Source organism: Clostridium sp. 'deep sea', from assembly GCF_014931565.1.
Lineage (GTDB): Bacteria > Bacillota > UBA994 > PWPR01 > PWPR01.
This window is the reverse complement of record NZ_CP063353.1, coordinates 990,099-1,003,658: the sequence shown is the minus strand read 5'-3', so window position 1 is coordinate 1,003,658 and position 13,560 is coordinate 990,099. Positions and strand designations below refer to the sequence as shown.

Below are 13,560 nucleotides of genomic sequence, written 5' to 3'. Positions count from 1 at the left end.
GATCTTTTAAAAAATTATAAACATATAAATTATTCTTTTTGAATTAAAAAAAATGGTTATTAATAAGTATTAAAAAAAAGGTAGCTAATATAGCTGCCTTTTTTTTATAGTAGTAATTATTGGTCTTCTGTAATAGATATAGTAGAGGTATTGTTTCTAAACTTATTTCCTATTATGCTAAAAAAAACAGGGTGTTTTTTGATATTGGCTTTATCTCTTTTTGTGTTGTGGCTGTCTATAAAACTTTCAACCATAACCGTAAATTCTTCAAGCTCATCATCAGTTAAATACAGATTTTGATAACAAATACGTACATATTTATCTTTTATAATGTCAAATATTTTCTTTTTATAAGTATCCATTACATTTTCAACCATCTGCTGAGCTTCACTTAAAAATAATTCAGGGTCGTTATCGTCTTTTTTTTTGGTTTCATAAGACTTTGCTGTTGGTAAATAGTATTTTGCAATTATACCCTTAATTTCTTCGGTATGATGAAGTTTTAAGATATTAACTTTTTCAAGTTTTTTTACATGGTAATGAATTTTTGAAGGAACCTCATTCATTTCATCTGCAATTTGTTTAACAGTAGCTGGTTTGCCTAAATTGTAATAAGTTCGTAAAATATCTAATCTAAAAGGATCTACAAAAGCCCGAATTTCTTCTACTGTTGTTAAGGATTGTACTTCTTTCATCAACTCACCTCCATGTACACTATTATATAGCTGTTTTACTCTTTAGTAAAATTTTTATTTAGCATTAAAAATACTGCAGCTATAAGGATAAGGTAACTCATTATTCTAAAATACTGAGGTATCGGTATAAAATCTGCCACAACACCAGAGATACTTGCTGATAATGGACCTGCGCTTAGGGTTATGAGGCTTGCTACGGAACTAACTCTACCTAGCAGTTCTTTAGGAGTTTTTTCAGCAAATAAGGCAGATACCGGACTACTCAATAAAGGTATAGATAAACCAAATGGTATGCCCAAAGCAAAAACATAAATTATAGGATTCATAAATGACATATTGGCTAACATAGGAAATCCAAACATTGCATAAACTGCCCCAAGTATTAATACTCCTAAAATTGTTAAGGTACTCTTTTTAAATTTAGAACCAATTTGCGCTATTATTATACCACCCAAAAAGGTGCCAATTAAAAAAGCAATAGATATATAGCTTAAACCCTCAGGTCCCATACCTAATATATCTTGTAAATAAGGTACTCTTAAAACATTAAAGGGCATAATACTAAAATTAATTAAAGCAAATAAGAATAGTACAGTTAAAATAATTTTATTACTAAATACAAACTTTAATCCTCCTTTAATTTCTCTGATATAGTCATTAAATTTAAGGTCTATTTTTTTATTTTTATTTTTTTCATTATATTTAATAAAACAAATAAATAAGGCTGAAACAAAAAAGGTTAAGGCATCAATTGCTATAGCGCCGGATATTCCAATGGTTGCAATAAAAAAAGCTACTGAGGCTACCCCTACTAATTGAGCTAAAGATGATGCTGACTGAGTAATAGATTCTGCTGTTAAAAAGAGCTCTTTAGGTAGTAAAAAAGGCCTGAGAGCTTTTTTGGCAGGATTAGAAAATGCCTCAAAAGTAGAGATTAAAAATGTGGTAACAAATAAATGCCAAGGCTGTAACAGCTTAAAATAATATAAAATAGCTACTAGAGTAACCATAACTCCTCGGCCAATATCGCTAATTATTATCATTTTCTTTTTAGAATAATTGTCGGCAATAACTCCTGTAAAAGGTGTAAATAATAAGCTAGGAATAAAGTTTACTGCTAGTATAACTCCTAACATGGTTTTAGAGCCTGTAAGTTGGTAAACCATGTAGCTAAAAGCGAGAGAATCTAAAGAGTCTCCAAAGCGAGAGATAGTGGTTGCTACTAAAACAGCCAAATACGACTTATAGGGTAATAGATCTCTTATGCCAATTTTTTTTGACTGTTGATTAGTGGGTTGTACAGTTGATGTGCTCATGTTTTCCTCCGTTTTATAAAAATTTTAACATTAAAATAATTTTATCGATAAAATAATTCTAATAGCAATACTATCCTTTGTCAATATTTTTTACAAATAGATATTAAATATATTTATAATAATTTTATTTAAATAGAAGGATTAATACGATGATGATAGAATATTATTATGCAAATTAATAATTGAGGGTGATATGAAGGTTAATTTATAAACGTTGTAGTTGATGTATGTTACTTAAATTTTTGTGGTATTTAATTATTAATAATAGTTTATAGATTTCTTATAAGGAAAAAATAAGGTAGTAAGCTATTAAAAATCTATTTAGGATAAAAAATTACATTATGATAAACTAAAGGAGGATAAATTAGTTGAAAAAATTTTTATGTTGTTTATTAGCTTTAATCTTTGTAATTACAGGCTGTAAAGCTTCAGAGTTAGATTCAGAAGAATTATACGATACTATTTTAAAGAATAATAATATTGGTATTATGAAAGAACCACCTGCAGCAGACTATTCTAGGTTTCATCCTGGCATATTAAAAGAGTTGCCAAGCCCTAATCAAAATATGGAAGTAGATTTAAGAAGTAGTAATTTAACTATGTTAGATTTAACAAACAATCTAAATGATTTACTTTACTCTAGTTTTGATAGTAATACTAAATGGCCAGCTAAAATGCCAGCAGAGTTTGATCCAGAAGCTGTAATGGAATTAGGAAAAAACCCAGGTTTAAATGTAAAAAAGCTACATAAAGATGGGTTTACGGGAAAGGGAGTTGGCTTAGCAATAATAGATCAAGCTTTATTAGTTGATCATGTTGAGTATAAAGACCAACTAAAAATGTATGAAGAAGTTCATTGTAGTGATAAAATGGCACAAATGCACGGCCCTGCTGTAGCATCTATTGCTGTTGGTAAAACAGTTGGAGTTGCACCAGAAGCAGACCTTTATTATATTGCAGAAACACATGGGGTATATAAAAAATCAGGTCAATTTGAGTATAATCTTACTTGGTTGGCACAATCAATAGATCGAATTGTTGAAGTTAATAAATTGTTACCTAAAGATAAAAAGATTAGAGTTATTTCTATTTCATTAGGTATAAATAGTAAAACAAAGGGTTATGAACAAGTAATGAAGTCAATTGCTAGCGCAGAACAAGAAGGTATTTATACTGTATATGTGGGATCTGATAATTTTTGGGGGCTTGGTCGTGAACCACTTCTTAGTGCAGATGAGATTACATCATATACTAAGGGATTGACTTGGAGGTATAATGCCCCAGATAATATGCTTTTGATTCCTATGGATTCTAGGTGTACGGCAAGCCCTACGGGAGATACTGATTATGTTTTTTATCGTGATGGTGGTATGAGTTGGTCAGTGCCTTATATTGCTGGATTATACGCCGTGGCTTGTCAAGTAAACCCTAATATTACACCTGAATTGTTTTGGCAAGAAGCTTTAAAAACAAGTGATGCTTTACTTGACAATGAAGAAGTTAAGATTGGTAAAATTGTAAATCCAGTTAAGTTGATTGAAAATATCAGTAAATTAAAATAGACGGTAACATATACATTTAAAATAATTTTAATAAGAAGGTGCTATTTATTATTAATACATTATAAGTCATTTATTAAATAAAAGGAGAGTAGTTTAATGAAAAAAGTTTTATGTTGTTTATTAGCTTTAATGTTTGTAATGACTGGCTGTAAAGCTTCAGAGTCAGATTCAGAAGAATTGTACAATACTATTTTAAAGAATAATAATATTGGTATTGTAAAAGAACCACCTGCAGCAGACTATTCTTTTATTAATCCTGGTATATTAACAGAATTACCAAAACCTAAACAATATTTAGGAATAGATCTTAGAAGCAGTGATTTAACGAGGTTAGATTTAAGGAGTAGTTTAGATGACTTACTATATTCTACTTTTGATAGTAAAACTAAATGGCCATTTAAAATGCCAGCAGAGTTTAATTCAGAAGCTGTAATGGAATTAGGAAAAAACCCAGGTTTAAATGTGAAAAAACTACATAAAGATGGGTTTACGGGAAAGGGAGTTGGCTTAGCAATAATAGATCAAGCTTTATTAGTTGATCATATTGAGTATAAAGACCAACTAAAAATGTATGTAGAATTTCATTGTAGGGATAACGAGGCACAAATGCACGGTCCTGGGGTAGCATCTATTGCTGTTGGCAAAACAGTTGGAGTTGCACCAGATGCAGACCTTTATTATATTGCTGAAACACATTCGTCCTATAATGAATCAGGTCAACTTGAAAATGATTTTTATTATCGAGCACAAGCAATAGACCGAATTGTTGAAGTAAATAAATTACTACCTAAAGATAGAAAGATTAGAGTTATTTCTATTTCAGTAGGTTTCAATAGTAAAGAGAAGGGTTATGAAGAAGTAATGAAGTCAATTGCGAATGCAGAACAGGAAGGTATTTATACTGTATATGTAGGATCTGATGATTTTTGGGGGCTTGGTCGTGAGCCACTTCTTAGTGCAGATGAGATTACATCATATACTAAGGGAGTAGCTTGGAGGAATTGTGATGCCCCAGATAATATTCTTTTAATTCCTATGGATTCTAGGTGTACGGCAAGCCCTACGGGAGATACTGATTATGTTTTTTATCGTAGTGGTGGTATGAGTTGGTCAGTGCCTTATGTCGCTGGATTATATGCTGTGGCTTGTCAAGCTAATCCTAATATTACACCTGAATTGTTTTGGCAAGAAGCTTTAAAAACGAGTGATACTTTACTTGATAATGAAGAAATTGAGATTGGTAAAATTGTAAATCCAGTTAAGTTGATTGAGAATATCAGTAAATTACAATAAAAGTAAAAATGCATAAGAAATAGTTTGAATAGTAAGGTGCTATTTATTATTAATACATTATAAGTCATTTTTAAATTAAAAGGAGAGTAGGTTAAATGAAAAAATTTTTATGTTGTTTATTGGCTTTAATGTTTGTAATGACTGGCTGTAAAGACTCAGCGTCTTCAAAAAAGTTATACGATACTATTTTAGAGAATAATAATATTGGTATTGTGAGAGAACCATCTGCAGCAGACTATTCTTTGATGAATCCTGGTATATTAACAGAATTACCATGTCCTAAACAAGATATGGGAATAGAGCTTAGAAGCAGTGATTTAACAATGTTAGATTTAAGGAATAGCTTAGATGATTTATTTCACTCTACTTTTGATAGTAAAACTAAATGGCCAGTCAAGTTGCCAGCAGAGTTTGATCCAAAAGCAGTTATGGAACTAGGAAAAAACCCAGGTTTAAATGTAAAAAAGCTACACGAAATTGGGATTACAGGAAAGGGCGTTGGCATAGCAATAATAGATAGTTGCTTGTTAGTTAATCATATTGAGTATAAAGACCAGCTAAAAATGTATGAAGAGATTCAGTGTAGAGATATAGAGGCAGAAATGCACGGCCCCGCTGTGGCATCTATTGCAGTTGGTGAAACTGTTGGAGTAGCACCAGAAGCAGATCTTTATTATATTGCATGTAAATTTGGTGAAAGAATTGAAAACAACCAATTTGAACATAATCTTACTTGGGTGGCTCAATCAATAGATCGAATTGTTGAAGTTAATAAATTGTTGCCTAAAGATAAAAAAATTAGAGTAATTTCTATTTCGTTAGGTATAAATAGTAAAATGAAGGGTTATCAACAAGTTGTGAAGTCAATTGCTGATGCTAAACATGAAAAAATTTATACTGTACATGTGGAATCTAATAAATTTTTAGGGCTTGGTCGTGAACCACTTCTTAGTGCAGATGAAATTGCCTCATATACTAAGGCCGAACATTGGAAGCATGATGAATTTTCTAAAAATACTCTTTGGATTCCAATGGACTCCCGTTGCACAGCAAGCCCAACTGGAGATAAAGATTATGTTTTTTATTCTAAGGGAGGTTTAAGTTGGTCAGTTCCTTATGTTGCTGGATTATACGCCTTGGCTTGTCAAGTTAAGCCTGATATTATACCTGAATTGTTTTGGCTAGAAGCTTTTGAAACAAGTGATTCTCTGTTAAACAAGGAGGGTGTTTTAACTGCTAAGATTGTAAACCCCGGTAAGTTGATTGATAATGTAAGTAAATTACAATTGGGGAAGTAATACATAAGATAGTAGTTTAAATTATAAGGTGCTATTCATGATTAACTACATTTTATTATAAGTAACATCTTAATTTTAAAGGAAGATAAGTTAGTTGAAAAAATTTTTATGTTGTTAACTTCAACAATTCTGAATAAAAAGAGAGAGGCAATCTCAAATTGAGAAGCCTCTCTTAAAATTAATAGCACTAGTTTAAACAATTTACTGTTAACAATACAAAACTAATTTATTGCTCAAAGACTATTTTACCATCACAATAAGTAAACCTAATTTTACTATAGATAGAATATGGATCTGCATCCCAAATTGTGAAGTCAGCATCTTTACCTGACTCTAAACTACCAACTCTATCAGCCACTCCAATATTTTCAGCAGCCCATAGGGTATAGGCTTTTAAAGCACCTTCTTTTGTCATTCCTTCAGCATGTGCTAATGCTACTGACATCGATACATATTGAATAGGGAAGAAGGGGTGATCAGAGATTAAAGAGAATTTTACTCCTGCTTTTTCCAGTACCCCAGCAGTAGCAAATGAAACACTTTGGGTCTCTATTTTTGCTCTATTCCAAAAAGATGGACCTAGATTAATAACAATATCTTTTGTTGCCAAGTAATCAGCAATAATTGCACTATCGGTGCCATGTTCAATTTGAATTTTAATATCAAACTCTTCACCAATTCTTATAGCTGTAACAATGTCATCAGCTCTATGGGCATGAACTCTTAAAGGAACTTCTTTATTTAAAAGAGCTACTAAAGGCTCTAATTTTAGGTCTATAGCAATATCCTCAGTATATCGTTTAATTTGGTACTCTTGAGCATCAAATAAAGCTTTACGTATAGCAGCAGCTGTACCCATACGGGTTGAAGGAAAAACCTTTTTCTCAGTTCCATAGAATCTCTTAGGGTTTTCACCTAAGGCTGCTTTTACACCGTTAAATTCACTTAAAACCATTTGATCAATTCTGGTACCACCTGTTTTTAACACACACATTTGGCCACCAATGGCATTTCCAGATCCTGGAGTAATTTCTACTGTTGTTACTCCACCCATGCGAGCATCAGCAAAGCTACTGTGAAATGGGTTAATTGCATCAAAGGCTCTAACATGAGGGGTTACTGGGTTGGTTCCTTCGTTACCATCGTAACTTGCAGCACCTTCGCCTTCACCCCAAATTCCTACATGAGTATGGCTATCTACAAAGCCAGGTAAAATAAAAGCTCCTTTGCAGTCAACAACTTCACAATTCTCAGGCAAGTCAATATTTTTACCTACAGCTTTAATTTTATTATTATCTATAAGCAAGGTACCGTTTTCAATTTTAGGGCTAGAGGCTGGATAGATAGTTGCATTAATAAAAGCCTTCATTATTTTACCTCCTCACGTGTGTAAACAATTTTGCCATTTATAACTGTATATAAACAATGGGTAAGAGGCTCAAATGGATCACCACTCCAAATAGCTATGTCGGCATCTTTATTAAGCTCAAGGCTACCAACTCTATCTTCTATTCCTATAACCTTTGCAGGGTTTATGGTTACAGCTTTCCAGGCTTCATCTTTGGCTAATCCCTCACGAGTTGCTAAGCCAGCTGCTAACCTATAGTAGTGCTGTGGAATTATATTATGGTCTGTTATTAAAGTTACTTTACCACCAGCAGCAACAATTACCGCAGGTGTTTTAGGGGAAATATCCTTTGTTTCTACCTTAGCACGTTGCCAAATAGATGGACCAACATTAGCCCAAATATCACTCTCTGCAATTACATCGGCTACTTTATGACCCTCTGTGCAGTGCTCTAGGGTTACATTTATCTTAAACTCTTTGCCTATTCTAATGGCTGTTAAAATATCATCAGCTCTATGGCAATGAACTCTTAAAGGAATCTCTTTACGGATTACCATTGCTAAGGCATCCATTTCATAGTTAAAATCTTGTTTTTCTTCATTCATTAACTTTTCATTATATAAACTAGCTTTATGCAGGGTTTCTCGTAATAGAGCTGCTGAACCCATTCTGGTAGAGGGCATTTTGCCTTTTGTTCCATAAAAGCGTTTTGGATTTTCTCCTAAGGCAGATTTCATACCAGTAGGGGCTTTAATAACCATTTCATCAACAACCTTACCAGCTGTTTTCATGGCTATCATTAATCCACCAATAACATTACCAGAGCCAGGTAGTGTTTGCACGCTAGTTACCCCACCTCTACGAGCATCCCAAAAGCCAATATCCATAGGGTTAACTGCATCAATTATTCTCATACCAGGAGTTATAGGGTTAGTCATTTCATTAATATCATAACCTTCCCAACCTAAGCCTTCTTCCCAAGCACCAACATGACTATGGGCATCAACTAATCCGGGTGTTACTATTAAATTACTGGCATCAATTACAGTAGCATCTTTAGGAATATCTATGTTTTGTCCTATGGCTACAATTTTTTTGTTTTCACATAAAATTGTACAGTTTTTTATGTCACCATTAGTTATGGTTTTTACATAACCGTTTTTTATTGCTAACAAAATCTCATCCTCCTTTGCATATTGTATACCTCTATGTATTCTAGCTTATTATGCTCAATCCTTTTTACTTTATTTGCTTATTGTAAAAAAATAAGAGACAGCCCTTGCCTTTAAGGTAGGGTATCTCTTATTTAATAGTTATTAAGTTTAATGTTTTACAATTGTTAGTTCATCACGATCACTTACTGTGTCAATAGTAACACTAACTTCTTTATACTCAGTACCACTAGTGTAAATTTTTCCTTCTATACTTACATAAGCCATATCACTTGTATAAGGCGCTCTTATTGATAAATTGACATTGCTTAATTCTTTATAATAATGTGATGTACCAGGGTCATCTAGGTAGTCTTTGTAGAATATAGTAACATCATGAAGTGTACCAATAACAGCACAATTAACACTAGCATTTTGGTTCTCTAAAAAATATACTTTTTGATAATCGAGTTTATCGGCATTGATAGTAGTAAACTCTGGTATTAATACGCACCTATATTGAGAATAATCTATCTCTGTTTCATTAATAGTTTCATTTTTAAAACCCTCTAAAGTTGGGATTTCCACTTTTTTTATTGATGATTCATTTGTTATTTTTAAATCCAGTATTTCAACACTTTCTCCGCCTTCTGATTCATAATAAACTGAAACTTTTGGGTCTTTTATATGAGCATAAACCTCAATGGTTTTGCCTTGTTCTAGGTGTTTAAAATGGGCTAGGTTAAAATACTTTTTTAATACTTCTGTTTCGTTTAGTATACAAGCACCTCTAGGTCTATCATAGGTGGTATGATAATTAGCATAATCAGAGCCAAAGGTAATAGCTTTATCAATAATTGGTTCTTTTACAGCAAAATAATAACCTTCATATCCCTCAGCTTCATAGGTGAGAGATGCATTGACCCATTTATCACCACTAAGAGTAAAGCTGGTACTACGTTTAGGATCATGATATATATCTGTAATCGTAAACTCCTCAACTTTATCTCCATTTTTAAAATCTGTTAGCAGTACAGATGAGTCATTAGGATTATTATCATCAATATCAAAGTTTTCTCCATTCTCAGACTCTATGTATTTAAGATTTTCTTGGTCAAAGCTATAACTCATGTTAATTCTTTTTATTAGTGTTTTATTGTTGTTACTAATATCTTCTTCATACTGCTCATAAGAGTATTCAAGCTGTTTGTAGCCATCTGCTAACTTTAGTTGACCAACACCATTCCAAGTTAGGGGTAAGGTAGAGGCTTGATCTTTGGTGATAAAAGAGTGTAAAAAGGTAATGTTATTGTCATTTAAATAGTTGATTTCACAGCTAACTTCATTATATCCATTAGAGATGTTTTCTCCATTTATAACTATAAAGTTGTTAAGTACGGTAATATCATTGATTTTATGTATTTCATTTTTTTTTGCTGTAAGTTGTATGTAACCGTTTTCTGTTGCCAAAACATATATTAGCTCTCCATACCACTCTTTAGTATTATAAATAACATCCATAGTTCCGTCTTTGTTTAGGTCTACATAAAAAGGAATGTATTCTTTAAACGTTTTTTCAGTTAAATCTGAAAAATTTTGCTTTAAGTATGTGTAAACTAAAGACTCATCTTTAACATCTGCTGTAGTATTATTAGCAGTATTTTTGGCATTATTACATCCAGTAACCAGTATAAGAACTAAACTTAATAAAATAATCAACTTTTTTTTCATGGCCAGTACCTCTTTCCCTCTGCTCATTATTTACAAGCGTAATCTTATACATTATATTACATAAGTAGTCAATGTTCAATAGCTAATATAATATAAAAAAACTATCTCTAAAAAAGATAGTTTTTTTGGTTATTATAATTAAATATTTGTTAAATCAGCAATAATAGCATCTGCATTTAAATTTTTGTTGGTTCCTTTTTTAACTTTTTCTAACCATGGCACTAATGCACCTTGTTCAATATAGTTTTTAACTACATAATCAAAAGCCTCTTTAGCTGTTGTTAATGAACCAATATGTTCGTTTAAATGGTGATGTATTTGGCTAGCTATAAAGTCTGCAATAACGTAGTTTTGCCAGTATACAGGGTAGCTTACATACCAACCATTTGAAGCCCAGCGTGGGGTAGGGTCATAAGTACAATGTAATATATTAGCCTCAGTTTTTGCCATTAACTCATTCATATCTTGATCTAAATCCTTATATGCTTCGTATTCAAATAAACAATAAGCTGTTCTTTGGCGAATATAATGGTATTTAGGACCAATACTACTTCTTAGCGCTTGTTTAGCTATATCATCACTTAGGTTATGAAACTTTTTTAGCCACTCAAGGTCATGGGTTATATAACCAAATACTTCGGCCATACCTTCGTTATAAATTGATGATTCTCTGTTTAGAATATAGGCATCAACAGTTTTTAAAGCACCATGTAAGGCATGTCCTAGCTCATGAAAATGGGTGCCATAATAAGTGAAGCCATCATCTGGGTTAGCTAAAATTTTAATATTATTTCTACTTAAGCCCATAGTAAGACCATTATAAGGTATATCAATAAATACCGGTTCAATTCCATAGTCACTCATACTAAAACCCATGTGATTGCACCATTCTTCTAAAGAGGTGTTTAACTTGTCTTTAGGAAAATACTGCTTTGGTACACCACCTTGTTGCTCTAATATATATTGAATATCCCAAGGATCAATAGTGTTTATACCTAATTTTTGTGCCCCTTCTTCAATTAAATCCTCATAATAGCTTTGGGTAGCTTCAGTTAACTCTTTTAATAAGTCTTCAACACGTTGGCGAGTGAGCATCCCGTTCTTTTCTAGTCTTAAATCTACATAAGTATTATACCCTAATTGCTTAGCGGCCTCATTACGTAAGCTAAATAGCCTTAGCATATCATCTGCTACTAAATTATTTAGTTCTGTATGTGATCTCCAAGCCTCTTCACGTTCTTTTTTGTTAGGATTAGCTCTAATTATTGATCTAATCTCACCCAAAGAAAGCCTTTTATCTCCAACTTTATAACCATGGCTCATTACTGTGTAAGCAATTTGTTGTTGTAATTCTACAATCTCTGGCTTAGCCTCAACTCGTGCTAATAATAATGTATCCGACCATACATCTACTCTGCGTGCTAAAGTAGGATCTTTTACATGCCCTTGCCATTTGGCAATATGGCTGTGTAAATCGGGGTCTAACATTAGCTCAGATCGCTCCTTAGATAATTCAATTATTTCAGGATTATTTTTTTTATCAATGAATCTTTTAAAATTAAGTTCACCTAAACGATTGCCTAGCTTCTCCAGTTTTTTTTCTGTTTCATTTAAATAGATTTGTAAATCATGTTCTGTTTTTATAAAACTAGATGCCACGTTAATAACCTCCTTAATTTTTACTATTGTAGGATTATAAGGTACTAAAGCCTTCAGGTAGTTTTTATTTACGCCACTTTGTTATAGCGTTATCTAAACGTTTTAAACACTCTTTAACTGTATCTAAAGTGCAACCTAAGTTAAAGCGCTGAAAAGTTTCTCCACCAGGACCAAATACAAATCCAAAGTCTGTTGCAACTTTAACCTCTTTAACCATAAATTCAGCTAGCTGTTTTTCATCCATACCTAATTTAACCATATCTACCCATACTAGATAAGTTCCTTCTGGCTCTATGACAGTTAATTCTGGAATGTTCTTGTTGATATAGTTTGTAAAGTATTCAAGATTACTTTCTAAATGATTATTTAACTCATTAATGTAATTATCACCATATTTATAAGCGGCTTTAAGAGCCTCCATGCCTAATAAGTTTGGTGTTCCGTAACCAGCCTCTTGTGTAAGCATAAAACGCTGTCTTAACTCATCATTAGCTATGATACAAACAGAGGATTTCAGACCTGCTACATTAAAGGTTTTGCTTGGAGCAATAAAGGTAATGCTATTTTGCTCAAAATCTTTAGAGAGGGCAGGGAACATAGTATGTTTATTGCCATTTAATAATAAATCACTATGAATATCATCGGAAATTACTATGGCATTATTCTTTAAACAAATATTACCAAATTTGAGTAATTCTTCTCTGGTCCATACTCTTCCTACAGGATTATGAGGGTTACATAAAATTGCTGTACGAATTCTAGGGATATTACCTCCAAAACCTGCTGTTGTTTTAAACAAATTTTCTAAATGGTCAAAATCCATGTAATATTTATTATCTTTACGTTTTAATTGATTTTCAGCAACAGTACAACCGTTGGCTAAAGCAACCTTTTTAAATGGGTAGTATACAGGTGTTTGAATTAATACTTGGTCTCCAATATTAGTAATAGTTCTTACTGCAATATGACAGCCTGTAACTATTCCAGGAGTAAAGAGAATCCACTCTTTTTTTACATCCCAATCGTATAAGTCTTTCATACGTTTAATGACAACTTCATACACTTCTGCATCTGGACGAGAGTAGCCAAATATAGGGTGTTCAATTCTCTTTTTTAGTGCATCAATAACTTCATGGGGTACTCGTAAATCAGTGTCAGCAACCCACATAGGTAATAGGTCTTTTTCACCGAAGTAGGTTTCTGCCATATCCCACTTTGCACAGCTTGTTCCATAACGGCTAATATGCTCATTAAAATCGTATCTCATTTCTTTTCCTCCGTAATAAATAGTTATGCACAAAGTTATATTCTTTGCTTATATAGTATTACCTGCAATTAATCTAAAAATATGTGAGATTCAATTTTTTTGAGAGAGCTTCTTAATTTTAATAGCAAATTTGCTACAATTTAATTTATAAAAAGTAAGATATAGTTAATTATATATTTGCTTATAGACGTTTAGTAAAGCACAACTTTAAATGTTTTGTTAGGAGGTTTTAATCGAAGT

Annotated in this window: 10 protein-coding genes; 3 read left to right on the top strand and 7 right to left on the bottom strand. The window is 32.3% G+C overall.

The features are described from left to right. Window positions 1-116: 116 nt before the first annotated feature. On the bottom strand, window positions 117-695 hold the full coding sequence (locus tag IMX26_RS04735) for a helix-turn-helix domain-containing protein (RefSeq protein WP_195160535.1): 579 nt from the start codon (window positions 693-695) through the stop codon (window positions 117-119). A gap of 35 nt (window positions 696-730) precedes the next feature. Further along, window positions 731-2,011 (bottom strand): MFS transporter, encoded by a 1,281-nt coding sequence (locus IMX26_RS04730; RefSeq protein ID WP_195160534.1) that lies wholly within the window; start codon window positions 2,009-2,011, stop codon window positions 731-733. Window positions 2,012-2,379: 368 nt separating this feature from the next. Here IMX26_RS04730 and IMX26_RS04725 point away from each other — a divergent pair, with 368 nt between their 5' ends. The 3 genes from IMX26_RS04725 (at window position 2,380) to IMX26_RS04715 (ending at window position 6,164) form a co-directional block, all read left to right on the top strand. Beyond that, window positions 2,380-3,573: a S8 family serine peptidase gene (locus IMX26_RS04725; protein ID WP_243259313.1), complete on the top strand. Its 1,194-nt coding sequence runs from the start codon at window positions 2,380-2,382 to the stop codon at window positions 3,571-3,573. Window positions 3,574-3,669: 96 nt separating this feature from the next. Continuing rightward, window positions 3,670-4,866, top strand: a complete 1,197-nt coding sequence (locus IMX26_RS04720) for a S8 family serine peptidase (RefSeq protein ID WP_195160533.1) — start codon at window positions 3,670-3,672, stop codon at window positions 4,864-4,866. A 95-nt stretch (window positions 4,867-4,961) separates the two neighbouring features. Next, the gene (locus tag IMX26_RS04715) at window positions 4,962-6,164 is read left to right on the top strand and encodes a S8 family serine peptidase (protein WP_195160532.1); all 1,203 of its coding nucleotides are present in this window, start codon (window positions 4,962-4,964) and stop codon (window positions 6,162-6,164) included. 226 nt (window positions 6,165-6,390) lie between these two features. Here IMX26_RS04715 and IMX26_RS04710 read toward each other — a convergent pair whose 3' ends face one another. The 5 genes from IMX26_RS04710 to IMX26_RS04690 form a co-directional block, all read right to left on the bottom strand. Continuing rightward, entirely contained in the window at window positions 6,391-7,533 is a 1,143-nt protein-coding gene (locus tag IMX26_RS04710; RefSeq protein WP_195160531.1) for an amidohydrolase, read from the bottom strand. Then, on the bottom strand, window positions 7,533-8,687 hold the full coding sequence (locus IMX26_RS04705; protein WP_195160530.1) for an amidohydrolase: 1,155 nt from the start codon (window positions 8,685-8,687) through the stop codon (window positions 7,533-7,535). Before IMX26_RS04705 ends, IMX26_RS04710 begins: the two co-directional genes overlap by 1 nt. Before the next feature lie 147 nt (window positions 8,688-8,834). Further along, entirely contained in the window at window positions 8,835-10,394 is a 1,560-nt protein-coding gene (locus IMX26_RS04700) for a hypothetical protein (protein WP_195160529.1), read from the bottom strand. Window positions 10,395-10,532: 138 nt separating this feature from the next. Then, the gene (locus IMX26_RS04695; RefSeq protein ID WP_195160528.1) at window positions 10,533-12,053 is read right to left on the bottom strand and encodes a M3 family metallopeptidase; all 1,521 of its coding nucleotides are present in this window, start codon (window positions 12,051-12,053) and stop codon (window positions 10,533-10,535) included. Between the two features lie 64 nt (window positions 12,054-12,117). Continuing rightward, window positions 12,118-13,320: a MalY/PatB family protein gene (locus IMX26_RS04690; RefSeq protein WP_195160527.1), complete on the bottom strand. Its 1,203-nt coding sequence runs from the start codon at window positions 13,318-13,320 to the stop codon at window positions 12,118-12,120. Window positions 13,321-13,560 lie beyond the last annotated feature (240 nt).